This is a genomic window from Kordiimonas aquimaris (genome assembly GCF_025574485.1).
GTDB classification, from domain to species: Bacteria; Pseudomonadota; Alphaproteobacteria; order Sphingomonadales; family Kordiimonadaceae; genus Kordiimonas; species Kordiimonas aquimaris.
This window is the reverse complement of sequence record NZ_JAOBPO010000002.1, coordinates 810,493-828,658: the sequence shown is the minus strand read 5'-3', so window position 1 is coordinate 828,658 and position 18,166 is coordinate 810,493. Positions and strand designations below refer to the sequence as shown.

At 46.7% G+C, this 18,166-nt stretch carries 16 protein-coding genes; 2 read left to right on the top strand and 14 right to left on the bottom strand.

Annotated features, from left to right (window positions below; genetic code table 11):
- Nucleotides 1-14: 14 nt before the first annotated feature.
- From OEU88_RS09565 to OEU88_RS09555, 3 genes are all read right to left on the bottom strand, one after another.
- Entirely contained in the window at nucleotides 15-1,190 is a 1,176-nt protein-coding gene (locus OEU88_RS09565; protein WP_262694934.1) for an ATP phosphoribosyltransferase regulatory subunit, read from the bottom strand.
- Nucleotides 1,191-1,225: 35 nt separating this feature from the next.
- Complete coding sequence (gene serA, locus OEU88_RS09560; RefSeq protein WP_262694933.1) at nucleotides 1,226-2,803, bottom strand: phosphoglycerate dehydrogenase; 1,578 nt, start codon at nucleotides 2,801-2,803, stop codon at nucleotides 1,226-1,228.
- A gap of 89 nt (nucleotides 2,804-2,892) precedes the next feature.
- Nucleotides 2,893-4,053, bottom strand: coding sequence for a phosphoserine transaminase (locus tag OEU88_RS09555; protein ID WP_262694932.1), 1,161 nt, complete (start codon nucleotides 4,051-4,053; stop codon nucleotides 2,893-2,895).
- Nucleotides 4,054-4,288: 235 nt separating this feature from the next.
- Between OEU88_RS09555 and OEU88_RS09550 the strand changes: the two genes are divergently transcribed.
- Nucleotides 4,289-4,801: an EF-hand domain-containing protein gene (locus OEU88_RS09550; RefSeq protein ID WP_262694931.1), complete on the top strand. Its 513-nt coding sequence runs from the start codon at nucleotides 4,289-4,291 to the stop codon at nucleotides 4,799-4,801.
- Between the two features lie 69 nt (nucleotides 4,802-4,870).
- On the opposite strand, the gene OEU88_RS09545 is transcribed toward OEU88_RS09550, so the two are convergent.
- The 10 genes from OEU88_RS09545 to pyrC form a co-directional block, all read right to left on the bottom strand.
- Nucleotides 4,871-6,019 (bottom strand): serine hydrolase domain-containing protein, encoded by a 1,149-nt coding sequence (locus OEU88_RS09545; protein WP_262694930.1) that lies wholly within the window; start codon nucleotides 6,017-6,019, stop codon nucleotides 4,871-4,873.
- A gap of 8 nt (nucleotides 6,020-6,027) precedes the next feature.
- Nucleotides 6,028-6,786: an alpha/beta fold hydrolase gene (locus tag OEU88_RS09540; RefSeq protein WP_262694966.1), complete on the bottom strand. Its 759-nt coding sequence runs from the start codon at nucleotides 6,784-6,786 to the stop codon at nucleotides 6,028-6,030.
- Entirely contained in the window at nucleotides 6,786-7,625 is an 840-nt protein-coding gene (gene thiD, locus OEU88_RS09535) for a bifunctional hydroxymethylpyrimidine kinase/phosphomethylpyrimidine kinase (RefSeq protein WP_262694928.1), read from the bottom strand. Before thiD ends, OEU88_RS09540 begins: the two co-directional genes overlap by 1 nt.
- Entirely contained in the window at nucleotides 7,625-8,968 is a 1,344-nt protein-coding gene (gene glmM, locus OEU88_RS09530) for a phosphoglucosamine mutase (protein ID WP_262694927.1), read from the bottom strand. Before glmM ends, thiD begins: the two co-directional genes overlap by 1 nt.
- A 61-nt stretch (nucleotides 8,969-9,029) precedes the next feature.
- Entirely contained in the window at nucleotides 9,030-10,166 is a 1,137-nt protein-coding gene (gene folP, locus OEU88_RS09525; RefSeq protein WP_262694926.1) for a dihydropteroate synthase, read from the bottom strand.
- 2 nt (nucleotides 10,167-10,168) lie between these two features.
- A complete protein-coding gene (gene ftsH, locus OEU88_RS09520) occupies nucleotides 10,169-12,079 on the bottom strand; it encodes an ATP-dependent zinc metalloprotease FtsH (RefSeq protein WP_317279131.1) in 1,911 nt (636 codons plus the stop codon).
- A gap of 155 nt (nucleotides 12,080-12,234) precedes the next feature.
- Nucleotides 12,235-13,542: a tRNA lysidine(34) synthetase TilS gene (gene tilS / locus OEU88_RS09515; RefSeq protein WP_262694925.1), complete on the bottom strand. Its 1,308-nt coding sequence runs from the start codon at nucleotides 13,540-13,542 to the stop codon at nucleotides 12,235-12,237.
- Nucleotides 13,543-13,557: 15 nt separating this feature from the next.
- Complete coding sequence (locus OEU88_RS09510; RefSeq protein ID WP_262694924.1) at nucleotides 13,558-14,445, bottom strand: tetratricopeptide repeat protein; 888 nt, start codon at nucleotides 14,443-14,445, stop codon at nucleotides 13,558-13,560.
- Between the two features lie 128 nt (nucleotides 14,446-14,573).
- A complete protein-coding gene (gene pal, locus OEU88_RS09505; protein ID WP_262694923.1) occupies nucleotides 14,574-15,146 on the bottom strand; it encodes a peptidoglycan-associated lipoprotein Pal in 573 nt (190 codons plus the stop codon).
- 215 nt (nucleotides 15,147-15,361) lie between these two features.
- Nucleotides 15,362-16,462: a dihydroorotase gene (gene pyrC, locus OEU88_RS09500; protein WP_394805236.1), complete on the bottom strand. Its 1,101-nt coding sequence runs from the start codon at nucleotides 16,460-16,462 to the stop codon at nucleotides 15,362-15,364.
- 169 nt (nucleotides 16,463-16,631) lie between these two features.
- Between pyrC and ygfZ the strand changes: the two genes are divergently transcribed.
- Nucleotides 16,632-17,426: a CAF17-like 4Fe-4S cluster assembly/insertion protein YgfZ gene (gene ygfZ / locus OEU88_RS09495; RefSeq protein WP_262694921.1), complete on the top strand. Its 795-nt coding sequence runs from the start codon at nucleotides 16,632-16,634 to the stop codon at nucleotides 17,424-17,426.
- 195 nt (nucleotides 17,427-17,621) lie between these two features.
- Here ygfZ and OEU88_RS09490 read toward each other — a convergent pair whose 3' ends face one another.
- A complete protein-coding gene (locus OEU88_RS09490) occupies nucleotides 17,622-18,104 on the bottom strand; it encodes a PAS domain-containing protein (protein WP_262694920.1) in 483 nt (160 codons plus the stop codon).
- Nucleotides 18,105-18,166: the final 62 nt, after the last annotated feature.

Sequence of the window (18,166 nt, the reverse complement as noted above, 5' to 3'; positions counted from 1 at the left end):
AAGAATATCAGTGCCTACAAAGCTATAATTTGCCCATCGATCAGTACGTGGCTACAGCCTAATCTTTGTGCTTCATTGGAAGCATCTGCGACATCTGTCAAGCCTTGAATCGTTCGCCATCCCTCGCTGCGCAATTGCTGACCCAACTGTTGTTCCGAACCCACAGGTAAAAACAAGCGTTTAGCTGTTGCAGGCGCGGAAACAGCATCAAGTACACTATCAAGATAAACAGAAAAACCAGCAGCTTCTTCATTGTTACCGTCAGCATGATCTACAATGTATCGACCACCGCGACCAAGCTCACTGTGCGAACCTTTTGCAAACAACGCGAAGCCGATGCCGCTTTTGTATTCAAAGCCATGATTTTCACATGGATCAACGGTTACTTGAATGTCAGGCAACTGAGCTTTCACCATATCAATCAAACGGCCAAGTCGCGCAATCAATTGCCCAGCGCTTCCTTTTAGAGACAGTGTTCTCAAAGCATCCATTGCTGTATCAGCATGCCCTGCAGCGCCGAGCAACACATCAAAATCAGCACGTGCAGCGGCTGCAATAGCACGCAGAGCACCACTATCTTTGGCATCAAGCGCTTCCAAAACAAGATCGCAGTCACGCCCGGTAAGCTTATGTTGTTCGCACAACATTCGCACAAGCGGTGCTAGTGTAAAATCAAGAGAAAGCGCTTTCACGCCAACATTTGTAAGCGCTTCCACCGCAACAGACACAATTTCAAATTCTGCTTCAAGGTTTGTTGCCCCTACCAGTTCTATACCAGCTTGAACAAACTGACGTGTTGGGCGTATCTGGCTACCCTTAGTGCGAAGAACATTGCCTGTATAGCTAAGGCGTAGTGGTCGCTCGGCATCAGAAAGGCGCGTTGCTGCCAACCGCGACATCTGGATTGTCATATCTGCACGAACGGCCATCATGCGCTGTGTATCAGGGTCCATAAGGCGGAACATCTGTTCGCCGCGCGTCGCTCCGGCTCCCACCAACAAGCTGTCTTCATATTCAACGACAGGCGGTGCCACCCGGTCATACCCATATGCCGCAAAGGTATCCATCAATCCACGTACCAAACTTGCTTCAAACTCAGCAATTGGTGCCAACTGATCCCGAAAGCCTTCTGGCAAAAGCGCGTGACGGGCATAAGATATGCCCGTTTGTTTTTTTGATGGACCACTCATAAGGTCCGCTCCCATTCTTTGTTCGTCAAAGATAATTAGAACGACAGTTTTTTCGCCTGACGTACATGGGCCAGCGCAGCCAGTTGGTCAAGCACAATATCCTTCACAGGTTCATCAACTGCAATCAATGCAACCGCTTCCTCACCTTGGCTTCGACGCCCCAGTGCAAAAGTTGCAACATTGACACCATTGTGGCCAATCAATGTACCAAGCGCACCAATAAAGCCGGGCTTATCATCATTAACAACGTAAAGCATACTTTCGGCTAATTCTGCTTCAAGATATACACCATCTACCTCAACGATTCTTGGGTGTTGATTAGCAAACAAAGTTCCAGACACCGTTCTTGAACCACGCTCTGATTCAACCGTCAACTTAACTAGCGTATGATAGTCACCTTCGCGATCATGTTTAACTTCAGTAATTTGAATATTGCGTTTTTTTGCAATAACTGGTGCATTCACCATATTCACACTGCTCATCAGCGGCGACAGCAAACCCTCCAGCACAACTGCGGTTAGTGGATTAGTATTTAAAGTGCCAACGTGCCCTTCATATTCAATCACTACCCGCTTCAAACCTGTTTCGGTGATTTGTCCTGCAAATCCGCCAATCTGTTTGGCCAAAGCCATGTATGGCTTCAATTTTGGTGCCTCTTCTGCGCTGAGTGACGGCATATTGAGCGCATTGGTCACACCGCCTGTGAGCAAATAATCAGACATTTGTTCAGCCACCTGCAATGCGACATTCACCTGAGCTTCACTGGTAGATGCACCTAAGTGCGGCGTACAAATAACATTTTCATGACCAAACAAAGGGTTTTCCTGAGCGGGCTCAACTTCAAAAACATCCAGTGCCGCACCTGCCACTTTGCCACTGTCAAGTGCCACCTTCAAAGCGGCTTCATCAATCAGGCCACCACGTGCACAGTTGATGATTCGCACACCGTCTTTCATTTGTGCAAATGCATCTGCATCAATAATGCCCCGCGTCTGATCAGTCAGGGGTGTGTGCAAAGATATAAAATCAGCACGCTTGAAAAAGTCTTCAAGCTCAACTTTTTGAATACCAATATCTGCTGCTCGTTCTACGGAAAGAAATGGATCAAATGCAATAACTTTCATACGCAAACCCAAGGCGCGTTCCGCGACAACAGAACCGATATTACCGCAACCGATCAGTGCCAATGTTTTACCTGTCAGTTCAGTACCCATAAACTTGGACTTTTCCCATTTTCCTGCATGGGTAGAAGCATTGGCTTGCGGGATTTGCCGCGCTAGCGCCATCATCATCGCAATCGCGTGCTCGGCTGTTGTAATGGAGTTACCAAACGGCGTATTCATTACAACCACACCGCCGTCCGTTGCTGCTGGGACATCAATATTATCAACACCAATACCTGCTCGTCCAATAACCTTGAGGTTGGTGGCTGCTTTTAAAACATTCGGCGTAACTTTGGTTGAAGAACGAATTGCTAGCCCATCGTAGTCACCTATAATTGCAATAAGCTCTTCTTTGGTAAGACCTGGCTTAAAATCAACGTCAACACCTCGCTCTTTAAACGTTTGCTCAGCAAGCGGGCTCATTTTATCTGAAATCAATACCTTTGGCATGATCCATCCTTTTTAATCTTTTGACATATCGTCACATATTCAGGGAATAAGCCGACCATCGAGAGTTAACGGCCAGCTCTAAAATTTTATTATGCTGTGTGTGATGCTTTTACTTCACCGTAAGCCCAATCGAGCCAATCGGTGAGTATGGCCAGATCACTTGCTTCAACTGTTGCACCCGCCCAGATACGAAGCCCAGACGGTGCATCGCGGTATGCACCTATATCAAAAGCAACACCTTCAGCCTCCAAGAGAGAAGCCAGTGCTTTCGGAACTGATGCTTGCGCTTGCTCGCTCAAGTCATTGAACCACGGGTCTATAACCTTTAGGCAAACAGAGGTGTTGGAGATAGTTGCAGGATCTTCAGCTAAAAAAGCTGCCCAAGGCGATGCATTAACCCAGTCCGATAGCACTTTCAGATTTGCGTACGATTTGGCAACCAATCCAGACAATCCACCAAGGCTTGCTGCCCATTCAAGCGCATCAATATAATCTTCAACACACAACATTGATGGCGTATTGATTGTTGCACCCTTAAAAATGCCATCGATTAACTTACCACCTTTGGTCAGGCGGAAAATTTTTGGCAAAGGCCATGGCGGTGTATAACTTTCCAAGCGTTCAACAGCGCGCGGTGATAATATGAGCATGCCGTGTGCAGCTTCGCCTCCTAGCACTTTCTGCCAGCTATATGTCACAACATCCAGTTTTTCGAATGGCAGTTCCATAGCAAAGGCTGCGGAAGTGGCGTCGCAAATGGTTAGCCCTTTTCGGTCAGCGTTAATCCAGTCAGCATTCGGCACCTTCACACCGGATGTTGTTCCATTCCATGTGAAAACCACATCGCGGTCACAATCAACGGCAGCGAGGTCAGGCAGCTTGCCATAGTCACCTTTATAGATATTTACGTCTTCAAGCTTAAGCTGTTTGGCAACATCAGTAACCCAACCTGCACCAAAGCTTTCCCAAGCCAACACATCAACGCCGCGCGCACCGAGCATTGACCATAACGCCATCTCAACCGCGCCAGTATCTGAGCCCGGCACGATACCGATTAGATAATCATCCGGCACACCTAACACTTCACGCGTTTTATCAATGGCGTACTGTAGTTTTTCTTTTCCAGGTTTGGATCTATGTGAACGCCCAAGCAGAGCGTTATTTAATGCGTCCGGTGTCCAACCCGGACGTTTAGCGCAAGGCCCAGAGCTAAACTCTGGACGCAAAGGCGCCTTAAGTGGCTTCGTCATATAGCTATCCTTCCAGATAGTTGCGCCCCGTTGGGGAGGCGTGTCCCAATAAAAAATACTGACCTTTCAGACAGTCGCTTCCCGTTTGGGGGAAGTACCAAGGCCGGAAAGTAATGGAAGCAGGCAAAGAGTCAATGAAGGAATTTCAGGCTACTCATTTAAATTTGCAGCATCAAAAGGATATTTAAGGTACTAATCGTATATGAAGTGTATTGAAACAAAGGTTCTCTGATTTATGCGGCAATCAACACTCAAGCTTGGAGCGTTTATTATTATCGGATTATGCGTATCTGGGTGTGCATCAAACAGGCGTGATGGCCCGCCTGAATTGCCACCAGAGCGTAAACAAGCATTATATGACCGCTTAGTAACACAATGGGATTACAATCAAGACGACACTATCACATGTGCCGACGTGACAACTGTACGCACACGTTTATTCGACACTCTCGACACCAACAAAGATGGTTTTCTGTATCCCGCTGAATACCGGTTCGCACAGTTCGACGATAAGAGCTTTCTCTTCTTCCCGTTTGCAAAAGTAGATAGCGACGAATCTTCTTCTATATCCTTCACAGAATTCAAGGACATTCCGCATAGCGAATTTGGCGGATATGACAGTAATCGAGATTGCATCGTAACCATCGACGAAGCCGCAGCCGCACTTAGACGTTTTAGTCAGCGCCCAAGCAGAGACAAACAAGCGGACAGAAAAGACGTGGAAGTTCTCGACCTGCCGGATTATTGAATTTGAATGCCTACTTATAGCCAAAGCAAATGTTTAAAACCACAACGTATCTATACAGCAAACCCAAAATCAACGTGCTGCAACGGCTCCTGATTTCAAATCAGCAAACAATCCGTCCCAAAATTGTGCTGTAAGATCATCAATAACTCGGCTTTCAGCATTCATCATCATAACATGCCCAATACCCAATTCTTTCGAGTAGCTCACAATACTGCGAAAACCAGCAACACCACCTGCATGCATTACAACTTCATGTCCATCAAAGTTATAAATGCGCCAACCTAAACCATAATGTGCATTGCTCAGGTACGCTCGCCATTGGCGTTTATACAATTCACGTTTGGTTCTGACCTGTTTGTCCGATACGAGGTTGATAACCGTGTTGCTGACAACATCCGGGTTATTGCCCATATGAGCTGCGACCCACTTGATCATATCGTTCAGGCTGGCATTCACACCCGCCGCAGGGGCAAGATTATAATAATTAGGTTTTACTTTGGTATGGTACCAGCCGCGCCGCGTATTAATATGCGGATCAGCGCGGTCTTCTTGTTCAAAGTAACCTTCAAGCCCTACTGTTGCTTGTTGCATATTAAGCGGATCAAATATCCGCTCTTGGACAAGCGCAGCATAAGGACGATTTGTACGCTGCTCAATGACCGGCTCAATTAAACTGAAGACAATGTTTTGATAGCCGTAACATTTGCCCGGCGCACATATAGGATTGAGGCGACGAAATCGAGGTAGGATTTTTTGCATATCCCAACCATCTTCAATCATGTTGTCATAGGCATTTGGTGTTAATCCGATTGTATGACTTAACAAGTGGCGTACACGCAGCTTTTCAACGTGATCATTTTTCTTGAGGCGAAAGTTAGGAACATAGTCTTTCACACCGGCATCTAGGTCTAATACACCGTCTTCAACGAGCATGGCAGCAAGGCTAGCCGCAAATGTTTTTGAGACAGAAGCCATACGAAAAACTGTTTTTGGCGTTACGGGTAATTTTTGACCTTTAACACGTGTACCATAAACGTGAGAGGAAACCGGCTCGCCATCCTCAATAATTGCATAGGCAGCTCCCGGTATTTTCTTTTCCGCCATTCCTGCCAAAAACTGACTGTGATAATCCGTATAATCATCGGCACCAACAGGCAGCAAAGCGGCAAGCCAAAAACCGGACATACCTGCTATTAAAAAAGAAAATACTCTAAACATTTTGTTATTCAGTCCCCCAAGAAACGATTAATCATTCGTGCAACTAAATCAGGCTTTTCTGCATGTAGCCAATGCCCTGTACCTTCAACAGTTTTAACAGCAGCGTTTGGAAACAACGCCAAAATTTCTTCACGGTGCTGAGCCTGAATATAGTTGGATTGTCCACCGCGTATAAAAAGAGTTGGGCCATTATAGGGCGTTCCCAGCGGAGCGGCAGCAATATCGTTGTAACGAGTATATATTGCGTCCAAATTAACCCGCCATCCCCATTCGCCGCCGTCCAGTCGACGCCAATTGGTCATGAGGAAACTCAGTACATCAATTTCATCAACATATTCAGCCAGGCACTTTTGCGCACCCTCGCGGGATTGAGGTGCCTGTTTTTCAACAGCCAACATGCCTTCAAGAATACGGTCATGGTTTGGTCCGTACTGGACAGGTGAGATATCAGCAATCACAAGTTTTGAAACCATAGCCGAGTTACTTAATGCCATCTGCATAGCAACTTTGCCGCCCATTGAATGCCCAAAAACATGTACTTGGGCAATGCCTAAACTCTCCATTGCTGAAGCAACATCAGCAGCCATGTCGGCATATGTCATGGAATCAGCGTGAGGGCTTCGCCCATGATTACGCAAGTCCATCGAAAGCGTATTGTAACTTTGCTCTAGCAAACGCACGACACCACCAAGGTTGTCACCTGAACCAAAAAGCCCGTGCAATAAAACTAGAGGCGCTCCGGAACCACGCTGTTTGACATGTAGCATTACCACGGTAAAGCATCCCTGACATTTGCATGCCCAAGTGGGCCGTGCCCTCTACCCAATTCTGGCGCTTTGAGAATTGCCTCACGAACAAACGCATGCGCCGCATGAAAAGCCTCTTCGATATTCATACCGCCCGCAAGCATTGCCGCACAGGCACTGGCTAGGGTGCACCCTGTTCCATGTGTATGTGGGGTTGTTATTTTCTCTGAACTAATTTCGAAAGTACCGTCATGCGTGACTAATAGATCTGTGAGCATTGCTGCGTTCAAGTGTCCACCTTTGAGCAAAACAGCCTTTGGCCCAAGCGATAGCAACTTGTCAGCCACGCGTTTCATATCATCAACAGAGCTAACAGACTCCCCTGTAAGCACACATGCCTCGGGCAAGTTGGGAGTAACAAGGCTTGCGCGCGGCAATAACTCGCTGCGAATAATATCAAGCGCCTCATCATCAACCAAACGGTCACCTGAGGTTGCCACCATAACAGGATCAACAACTAGAGGGCCTGCCCAAGAAGAGTCTTCAATCGCTGATATAACCACTTTCACTATATCTGCTGAATGCAGCATACCTGTTTTTACAGCATCTGCGCCTATATCGTTCAATACCGCCTTTATTTGTGCAGCAACAAGCGCTGGCTCAAGCCCTAGCACATCAGAAACGCCGCATGTGTCTTGCACAGTAATCGCAGTAACTGCTGTTGCAGCATATTGCCTCAACATTGTCACCGTTTTAATATCAGCCTGTATACCAGCACCGCCAGAAGGGTCTGAACCAGCAATAATTAAAACACGCCCCATCTGCAACCGGGTTGCTTTTTGCGAGCTTTCAGTTGCCATCAGGCTGCCGTCTCCACCTCATGACAAATTGCTTCTACATGCTTTGTAACCAAATCTGCATCGTCACCTTCAGCCATTACACGCATCAAAGGTTCAGTACCGGATTTACGAATAACTAGCCGGCCTGAACCAGCAAGCGCTTTTTCGGCGGTTTCAATAGCCAACTTAACACTGGGCATATCAAGTGGGTCTGCTGCGGTATACTTAACACTTTTTAATAGTTGCGGAACGGGCTCAAACTGATTGCATGCTTCAGATGCTGTAATGCCAGACTGTGTAATTTCAGTCATAACCTGTAAGGCTGAAACCAAACCATCACCGGTTGTCGAGAAGTCAGTTAAGACAATATGGCCCGACTGTTCACCACCGACATTCATGCCTGTCTCACGCATACGCGCAACCACATAGCGGTCACCGACCTGCGTACGCTCCAACTTCAGGTTTTCACTGTGCAACAAGCGCTCCAGACCAAGATTGGACATAACGGTGGTAACCAGGCCACCTCCAGCAAGGATATCCCGCTTAGCCCAATTGCGAGTGATCAATGCCATAATCTGATCACCGTCAACGATTTCACCTTTTTCATTACAAAGAATTAAACGGTCAGCATCACCGTCAAGTGCCACACCCAAATCGGCGCCTTCACGCACGACCCGCTCACACATTTCTTGAGGGTAAGTAGACCCGCACTTGTCATTAATGTTAAAGCCGTTCGGCTCAACTGACATTGGGATAACATCTGCGCCGAGTTCCCATAACACATCAGGTGCTACCTTATAAGCTGCGCCGTTTGCGCAATCGACAACCACCTTCAAACCCTCAAAGGACACGCCTGATGGCACAGTTGCTTTTGCAAATTCAACATACCGGCCACGCGCGCTTTCAAGACGTGATGCCTTGCCTAAGCTAGTGGCTTCAACCAATACATCGTTGCAACCATTATCAAGCAAGCCTTCAATTTCGATTTCGGTTTCGTCAGAAAGCTTATAACCATCTGGTCCAAAAAACTTTAAACCATTATCATAATGCGGGTTATGGCTTGCCGAGATCATTACACCCAAATCGGCACGCAAAGACTTAACAAGCATAGCAACTGCCGGTGTTGGCATAGGGCCAACCATAATGACGTCCATACCTGCCGCAACAAAACCTGACGCCAGTGCGGGTTCATACATATAACCAGACCGCCGTGTGTCTTTACCTATGACGACACGGTGTACATGATCACCGCGTTTGAAAACACGCCCTGCGGCAAGACCTAAACGCATTGCAACATCGGGTGTCATATGCTTTTTATTGACTTGCCCCCTAATGCCATCAGTGCCGAAGTATTTTCGGTTCATGACTATGTCTCCCCTAAACTCAAGACCCCAATTTATGCAACGATCAAGTACCTTAACCTGCTTAAGCTATGCCGTCCATGCTCTCACCGTCACGAAATGCTTGCATAAGCTTCAATGCTTCTACCGTTTCCACAACATCATGTACACGCACAATATCAGCACCGTTTTCACAGGCTTTAACCGCCGCAACAACCGATCCGATCATACGCTCTGAGGCATCATCAATGCCGGTTACAGCACCGATAAAACGTTTGCGCGAGGCACCAACCAAAAGCGGACACCCTAAAGTCTGGAATAGAGATAATCCGTTCAATAAAGAAATATTATCTTTCACAACGCGTTTACCAAAGCCAATGCCCGGATCGACAATAATACGCGACTGATCGATACCCGATTTAACACAAGCGTCTATTCGTTCTGCCAAATAGTCATACACATCAAACAAAACATTCGCATAGTCAGGGTTATCCTGCATGGTTTGTGGATCACCCTGCGCATGCATTAAAATTACAGGCATTTCAGTGCGCTTCGCAACCTCCATACTATCCGGATCGAATGTCAACGCAGATACATCGTTTATAATATGGGCACCTGCCTCAAATGCTTGCTGCATGACCGATGCATGCCGCGTGTCTACAGAAATAAGAACACCTTCATCTCGCAAGCCTTCAATAACAGGAATGATACGTTCTGCTTCATCGCCTTCCCAAACCGGTGTGGCGCCCGGGCGTGTCGACTCGCCACCAATATCAATAATAGTGGCACCTTCAGCAATCATCTGGCGTCCACGTTTTATGGCGATCAGTGGGTTTGTGTAATTTCCGCCATCAGAAAAGCTATCAGGCGTAACATTCAAAACACCCATGACTACTGACTTGGAGAAATTCAATCTCTGCGTATTGGAGATATTTAATCCAGCAGGTCTGTGCTCAATTCTATGGATATGCTGCTCAATCTGTTCACGAACTGTGCTGGGTATTGTAGGCAACTCAGACTTAAGTATTGACGCAGGCACATAAGAACTCACAGCAAGTTCACCGCCTTTACGATAGCTGACAATGGCGCCATTGTAATACAACCCAGTATACGCAGACTTAATCGAGTCATACTCACCTACGTGAGCAGGTCCAGTTGCACCAACGGGCCGAAAATAAGTTTTCGACCCGTCAGAAATGGTTTTTAAAAAAGAAGTACTCACTTCTAACCTTCAGGCTGAGGCTCACCTTGCGCAATACCAGACGTTGGCACAGCACTGGCTCGGCTTGGTGGCTTAGGAGACGTATCCGTAGGCTTCTTAGGTTTTACCTTAATTGGCTCACCACGCAATAATGCATCAATTTCATCGCCTGATAACGTTTCATATTCAAGCAGAGCCTTGGCCAGCGTATGCAGATCATCAATATTATCATTTAGAATATTGGTAGCACGATCATTTGCACCATTAACAAACGACTTAATTTCCTGATCAATTAGCTTCGATGTTTCATCAGACATATTCTGCGTTTTCGCAACCGAATGGCCAAGAAACACCTCTTCTTCATTCGCTGCATATTGCAGTGGCCCAAGTGTATCTGACATGCCCCACTGAGTAACCATGCTACGTGCTAGACTTGTTGCATACTGGATATCACTTGCTGCACCAGACGTGACAGCATCATGACCGAAGATTATTTCCTCAGCCACACGACCGCCCATGGCAACAGCTAGGTTGTCATGCATTTTCTGGCGGCTTTGTGAATACTGATCGCGCTCAGGCAGGCGCATAACCATACCAAGTGCGCGGCCTCGCGGAATAATCGTTGCTTTATGGATAGGATCTGATGTCGGACAATGTAGCGCCACAAGTGCGTGACCACCTTCATGATAAGCCGTCAATTTCTTCTCATCATCAGTCATCACCATTGAACGACGCTCAGCGCCCATCATCACCTTGTCTTTGGCATCCTCAAATTCCTGCATCGCAACAATTTTCTTGCCGCGGCGTGCAGCCAAAAGCGCCGCTTCATTCACAAGATTCATCAGATCAGCGCCTGAGAAGCCCGGTGTACCACGGGCAATAGTATTAATCTCAACATCCGGTGCCAATGGTACTTTACGGACGTGCACACCTAGAATTTTCTCACGGCCTTCAATATCTGGATTTGGCACAACAACCTGACGGTCAAAGCGTCCCGGGCGTAAAAGAGCCGGATCAAGCACGTCAGGACGGTTGGTCGCTGCTATGATGATGATACTTTCGTTCTCGGAAAATCCATCCATCTCAACAAGCAATTGGTTCAATGTCTGTTCGCGTTCATCATTACCTCCACCAAGGCCTGCGCCGCGATGGCGACCAACTGCGTCGATCTCATCAATGAAGATAATGCATGGCGCGTTTTTCTTACCTTGTTCAAACATATCGCGAACACGGCTTGCACCGACACCAACAAACATTTCAACGAAGTCAGAACCGGAAATCGTGAAGAAAGGCACATTGGCTTCGCCTGCAATGGCGCGAGCAAGCAACGTCTTACCTGTACCCGGAGGCCCAACCAACAATGCACCTCTAGGAATACGGCCACCAAGACGTTGAAATCTTTGAGGGTCTTTAAGGAAATCTACAATTTCCTCAAGCTCTTCCTTAGCTTCTTCAATGCCTGCCACATCTTCAAAAGTGACACGGTCTTGTTTCTCTGTCAGCAATTTTGCACGCGACTTGCCAAAACCCATGGCACCACCGCCGCCACCTTTACCTTGCATCTGGCGCATGAAGAAAATCCATATGCCTATGATCAAAATGATCGGCAACCACGAGAATAGAGCTGCAAGAAAGACGTTGCTTTCTTCTTTAACCAATTTGTAATCCACACCTTGGTTTTTCAGTATTTCATACAAATCAGGATGAAAGTTCGGCATAACTGTACGGCTGATCGCGCCGCTTGTGTATATAACACGAATATCCTGACCTGATATCTCTGCCGAAGCCACTCTGTTTTGCTCAACTTCTTCCAGAAACTGAGAATAACTTACTTCAGGTTCGCGCCCAGCGCCGCCTTGAAACATGTTAAAGAGTGCGATGAGCATGATCACTATCACGACCCAAACAAACGCGTTACGCATAATACCGTTCACTACATTGCCTTTCGAGGCGATCTCTTTGGCTGTATATCTTTGCCTGATCGCTTATTACTACCCAAAATATTTAGCTGTCTTACCTATTCAGATAAGCTCAAAGCTACAAGGTACAAGGGTTTATCACACTAGCTTATTCACTTTTTTAGCAAATCTTATCCAGATTTCGATAAAGAGAGCCATCGATGCGTCAAAAGCGGCAAGTTAATACCTCCCGGGTTATAGCCTAAATAAGGGACTGCTATCAATCTTTCAGTATTAAAGAATGCTGGCAACACTCTAAGTACTTCAGCTGGCGGCAAATCAACATTCAGTGTGTTTTCTGCCTGCTGTTTTAACTCTGCATTATATGGATATAGTTGCATCTGACCAAGCATGCCAAAAGAAAATGTTTCTTCATTTTCATTCAGGTCAATTGAATGCGAAACATCAAAACGTTTATCCCAGAAAACATTATGCTGAATTTGAACGGGTGCTTCAGCCGCTGCAATTTCCCGCACAATTAATATGACATTGCCCTTGGATCGAACAAAACGAACACCGCCTAACGTGTGTCCGGTAAACTCTGGTGACAAAAGTGCAGAGAGTAAACGCTCCAATTTCTCAAATCGTGGACCATAATCGCCGCCACCTGCAAACCGCAGCAAACTTGTTAAACCGCGCAAGACAACTTCAACGGGAGCCGACTTAAGGTGCTCTTTATTAAGTTCTGCATATCCTGCATCATAAAAAATTGCCGCTTTACCCAACCATTCATTCTCATAGAACTGCATCGCTTCTCTGGTGCGGCGCAATCTTCTAGCTGTAGCAGCTAATCGCTCTGTCGTAAGGCCTTCAAGAGGCTGACTTTCCAGCATTTTCCGCGCTTTCACACGTTCAAACGCATCACTTTGATTGCTCGGGTCTTCAATCCAGGAAATGTTGCGCGCCTTAAGTGCTGCAACAATCTGGTCTTTGCCAACGTCCAGTAGTGGACGAACAATTTTTACGCGCGGTGATATAGCTCTAACTGCTTCCATTGCAGCCAAACCATATATACCGCTACCGCGGGCAAGCCTTAATAACAGTGTTTCAGCTTGATCATTTTCATGATGCGCTGTCAGCAAATAAGAGATGTCTTCACTCTCGCACCAATCTGCCATTAGGCCATAACGTGCTTCCCGTGCTTGCGCCTGAACATTTGCTTTGGGTATTTCACCGTGGTGCAGCCAGCGCAACGTGTGATGCTTGACACCTAGTCCAGTCAAACTTTTATGGACGCATTCCGCTTCAGCTGCTGCATCTTCACGCAGCCCATGATCAACCGTCAACGCAACGACGTCAAAATGAGCCTTCAGCAGAAGGGTGAGAGCAAGGCTATCTGCACCACCAGACACAGCAACCGCAATCCGCGAGGCAAGAGGCACACCCAAGGCACTTGTTTTAGCGGCGACAGCTTCAGGTGAAAGTAGTTCTGCGGCCACGTCTTACTTGACCTTCTAAAATACGTTACAGGATTGCGCTTCAGAAACTCTGCGCGCACGAGCAATCAACCGATCGGAAGCTTTGTCTTCGTCACGGCGAAATTCTGCAAGAGCATTACAAGCATCCTGTGGTGCATTCATATCAACCAATACGTCCGCCAAGTCCACAAGCGCATCCACACGCCTGTTATGATTCGGATGGTCTTCAACCAAACTCAGAAAAAGACGCGCAGCATCAGCATTATTTCCTTGTTGCATATTAATGCGTCCCAACCAGAAAATAGCGTTTGGCACACGCGCGTCATCACTGTTAGCAGACATAAACTGCTCCATTGCTATGCGCCCACTAGCGAGGTCATTTCTTTGAATAAAGCCAAATGCATATTGATACTGTACTGCAGCGTCGCCATTCGGTAATTCAATAGCAACAGGAGCATCGGTTACTGGCGCAGTCTCATTCTGGGAATTAATTGTATTATCCGCAGAAGATGCCGGAGGTGTAACCGGCTGCGAAGGTTCCGCAGCATTAAGTGTCAGCATTTGTTCACGTTGAAGAGCCATCTGGTTACGCAACTGCTCAACAGCTTCACTCATTTGGTTTTGTCTATACTCATACTCTTCAAGGCGACCATTTAACTGGCGCAACTGTCGCTCCATGGTGCCAAGCTGGGCAGACAAATCAGCTAGCAGGCGCCGATCACCAACCTCAACAGGCGTTGCTGATTGCACAGCAGCAGGCGCCCCTGTTCTGGCAGAGTAGTTGTTTTGCTGAAGTGCTCTTAATTGGCGCTCCAAGGCTTCAATTTTTGCAGCCATAACAGCAGGGCTTGTCTGCGCCTGCACTGCGCTGATGCTTGTTACAATCACAAAAGCAAAACCCAGAAGACTTACGAACCCACGCATTATCATCGCTCCAGTCATAGATAATCAAAACAATATAGATCAACCTGAATACTCTACCATTCAGGCACAAAAAAGACAGCCCCACGTCTATAATGACGCAGGGCTGCCTGTTTAAACTTCAGATATACTTAGTTTACAGTCATTACACCGCGACGGTTTTGGCTCCATGAGCTTTGCCCGTTGCCAACAACTGCCGGGCGCTCTTTGCCGTAACTGATTGTTGACATGCGACTTGCTGGCAAACCAAGTGCCATCAAGTAACTTTTCACAGCATTAGCACGGCGTTCACCAAGTGCGAGGTTATATTCCCGCGTACCACGCTCATCACAGTGACCTTCAATCGTCACACGTGCGCGGTTATGGTACTGAAGCCACTCATACTGCTTAGCCAGAATTGAACGCGCTTCGCTTGTTAATTCAGAACTATCGTAACCAAAGAAGACACGATCGCCTGAGAAGGCATCGAGGCTAGATTGATTCGCGCTACCAAAAGCATCTCTACGAGCAGCTTCCAGACGCTCTTCTTCAAGACGTTGCATTTCAACAGCTGATGGCTGACCGTTATTACGGTTGCTTTCAGTGGCTGTTTCTTCCGGAGCGGAAACAGTTTCCGTTGGTGCCGGATCTTTTGAACATGCCGCCAACAACAAAGCCGCAGCCGTTACAAATACAAATTTCTTACCCAAGTGCACGGATGTCATTCTCGCTCCCTCCAATGAGATGGGGTACCCCAGCTAAATAAAATTAGGTCTTCCGCGTACATGACAAACCGCAGAACACAAACTCTGCGAGACTATAGAACGCGTTTCCCCGATGATCAAGCCGTCAAAACAAGGCAAATCTTTGGCCTCACGTCAATTTTATCAAACTATTTGATGATAATCTTAATTTTTAGGGCGAAATGAACACAGTGTAACTAAGCTACAGTCGCTTCAGGGCCTTTAAATTGCCAACGCAGTACTTCATTTGCACGGTACGGAATCACTTGTGCACCAGCAGCATCCATATCACTTGGTACATTCGTGTCCTGGCGTTCAAGCACAATATGTTCACTGTTCATTGGCAAACCATAGAATTTTGGGCCATTTTCAGAAGCAAACGCCTCAAAGTTCTCTAACTTACCTTCTTCCTCAAACACCTGAACATAGCTCTCAAGCGCATACGGTGCGTTGAATATACCCGCGCAGCCACAAGCTGACTCTTTAGCGCCGACAGTATGCGGAGCCGAATCAGTACCGAGGAAAAATTTAGCAGAACCAGAAGTCACGGCCCTGCGTAGGGCAAGCCTGTGCACTTCCCGTTTGGCAACCGGCAAACAGTAATAATGTGGTTTTATACCGCCCTGAAACATCGCATTTCGGTTAAAATCCAAATGATGCGGCGTAATGGTCGCACCGACCAAAGGTCCACTTTCCTCAACAAAGGCAACAGCATCAGCTGTGGTTATATGTTCAAAAACCACCTTCAATGCCGGAAAATTAGCAGTAATTTTTGACATGGTGCGTTCAATAAAAACCGCTTCTCGGTCAAAAATATCAATATCACTGTCCGTAACTTCGCCGTGCACAAGAAGCGGCATGCCGATTCGCTGCATCACTTCTAGTACTGGATATATTTTTTTAATGTCAGTTACGCCGTGGCTGGAATTGGTTGTGGCATTCGCTGGATAAAGTTTACAGGCACTAAAAATGCCTTTGTCAAAACCCAACGCCACCTCGTTGGCGTCTATGGCATCGGTCAGGTAGCAGGTCATTAACGGCTGAAAATCAATATCGGAAGCAACGGCCTTAACAATGCGAGCCCGATATTCTTCTGCAGCCTTCGCAGTTGTAATTGGACTGGGCAAGTTTGGCATAACAATCGCGCGAGCAAACTGACGAGCAGTATAATTGACAACGCTTTTCAGCATGTCGCCATCACGCAAGTGCACATGCCAGTCATCAGGGCGGCGAATCACTAGCCGATCCGTTAAGGAATGCGTTTTTATAGTATTATGTTTGACGCCAGCCTGGTTCATTGAGCAGCCTATAATATTGTACAATATTTATTTTCGAGACACTAACGCCGTGCTGATGGTGAAACAACTCCTATTGGATATATTTCTATACTCACAGCTCGTTCCTCTTGTAAGACAAAACAAATTAGTTATCTGATGCATGTAAACTATTCAGTACAGGACAAAATCATTGGCTCGCATTTTAAAACTAGAAAATCGTGCAGTAATTCGCCTTGCCGGAACAGATGGACGAGAGCTTCTACAAGGGCTTATCACCAACGACATTAATATACTGGCAGAAAACATGCCCGTTTATGCTGGCTTGCTAACGCCCCAAGGCAAATTCATGTTCGACATGATCATTGTCGCTGACGGCGAAGATATTTTGCTCGATGTTGAAGCCGAGCGTAAAGCCGATTTAAGCCGCCGCCTGATGATGTATAAGTTGCGTGCAGACGTTGATATCATTGATGAAACGCTCAGTGTGTGGGCATTGTTCGATGGCCTTACCGAGACAGGCATTGCATATAATGATCCCCGCAGCACAGCACTGCAAACACGTGTTATCGCAGCAGAAAATCCGGCGCCTTCTGCTGAACAACTGCCCCTGGATGAGTATGAAAACCTGCGCATTAGGCTATGTGTTCCTGATGGTAGTCGTGACATTGCCATTGAAAAGTATTTCTGGCTTGAAACGGGCGCAGAAACCCTAAACGGCGTTTCTTTCACCAAGGGTTGCTATGTTGGTCAAGAATTAACCGCTCGCATGAAGCACCGTACCAGCGTTAAAAAACAATTACGCACCGTAGAAGCAACCGAAGGTATGTTGATGGAAGGCGACACCATCATGAATGATGCTGGCCGAGCCATTGGTGAAATCAAGACAACCGCTGCAGCACATGCTATCGCATACCTTCGTCTTGACCTTGTTTCGCCGCTTATGAAAACTGAGAATGCCGCACTCTCATTATACAACTCAGATTAGAAAAAGCTTGAGACATGCCTTGCACTGGCTCACTCTATAGCATGGGCATTCGAGGGAGCGTGAAATGACAAAGTCGAAAAAGCACCGTACATCAGAAACAATGAAAGCAGATGAGAAGAAAAAACTTATCGTTTTGGGTATTGTCGTCGCGATGATTCTATTTGTTGTATTTCTGTAAACTTGGGCATTTAAACCTTACGCTAAAGATAAAAGACGCTTGCGATCAATGGGTGCAACAATAGCCATAATCCGGTCAATCTCTGTTCCTGAAGCAGAAAACCCGTAAACAGCGCGATTCATTTCAATGTATTCCCGATCATCAATAGGCAGCTTCCCTTTTGAGTAGAACGGCCCCTTACCTTCTCTTATCTGCGTAAATTCACGTTTGCTTTTATGCGCCCATGTCTTTTTAACAACAGCGCCAAACATCTTTCCAGTTAGGTTTACCCCTAACAAGTTTTCGCAGCCAGTTCCGCACAAGCGGTATTGATACTCATCATCTGGAAGACAATCGAGTAACATAACCCAGGGCAAAACTGTCGGCATCGTCATAGGATCAAAACTACGCCAAGCTACAAGGTCAGCCTTGGCGTGTTCCGCATGCCAGAAACGATCAAAGATACTAATCGGATGCTCATCCGGCACATCAATTTTGGTAATGCTGTCAAACCTGTCCATTTTTACCTCACACGACAACAATCCAATAACTTACTTAAAATTTAGTAAGCTTGAATTCTCAG

Bases quoted from the DNA above. Each gene is read 5' to 3' on its own strand.
- OEU88_RS09565 (WP_262694934.1), bottom strand. From the start codon at position 1,190: ATGAGTGGTCCATCAAAAAAACAAACGGGCATATCTTATGCCCGTCAC.
- serA (WP_262694933.1), bottom strand. From the start codon at position 2,803: ATGCCAAAGGTATTGATTTCAGATAAAATGAGCCCGCTTGCTGAGCAA.
- OEU88_RS09555 (WP_262694932.1), bottom strand. From the start codon at position 4,053: ATGACGAAGCCACTTAAGGCGCCTTTGCGTCCAGAGTTTAGCTCTGGG.
- OEU88_RS09550 (WP_262694931.1), top strand. From the start codon at position 4,289: ATGCGGCAATCAACACTCAAGCTTGGAGCGTTTATTATTATCGGATTA.
- OEU88_RS09545 (WP_262694930.1), bottom strand. From the start codon at position 6,019: ATGTTTAGAGTATTTTCTTTTTTAATAGCAGGTATGTCCGGTTTTTGG.
- OEU88_RS09540 (WP_262694966.1), bottom strand. From the start codon at position 6,786: ATGCTACATGTCAAACAGCGTGGTTCCGGAGCGCCTCTAGTTTTATTG.
- thiD (WP_262694928.1), bottom strand. From the start codon at position 7,625: ATGGCAACTGAAAGCTCGCAAAAAGCAACCCGGTTGCAGATGGGGCGT.
- glmM (WP_262694927.1), bottom strand. From the start codon at position 8,968: ATGAACCGAAAATACTTCGGCACTGATGGCATTAGGGGGCAAGTCAAT.
- OEU88_RS09510 (WP_262694924.1), bottom strand. From the start codon at position 14,445: ATGCGTGGGTTCGTAAGTCTTCTGGGTTTTGCTTTTGTGATTGTAACA.
- pal (WP_262694923.1), bottom strand. From the start codon at position 15,146: ATGACATCCGTGCACTTGGGTAAGAAATTTGTATTTGTAACGGCTGCG.
- pyrC (WP_394805236.1), bottom strand. From the start codon at position 16,462: ATGAACCAGGCTGGCGTCAAACATAATACTATAAAAACGCATTCCTTA.
- OEU88_RS09490 (WP_262694920.1), bottom strand. From the start codon at position 18,104: ATGGACAGGTTTGACAGCATTACCAAAATTGATGTGCCGGATGAGCAT.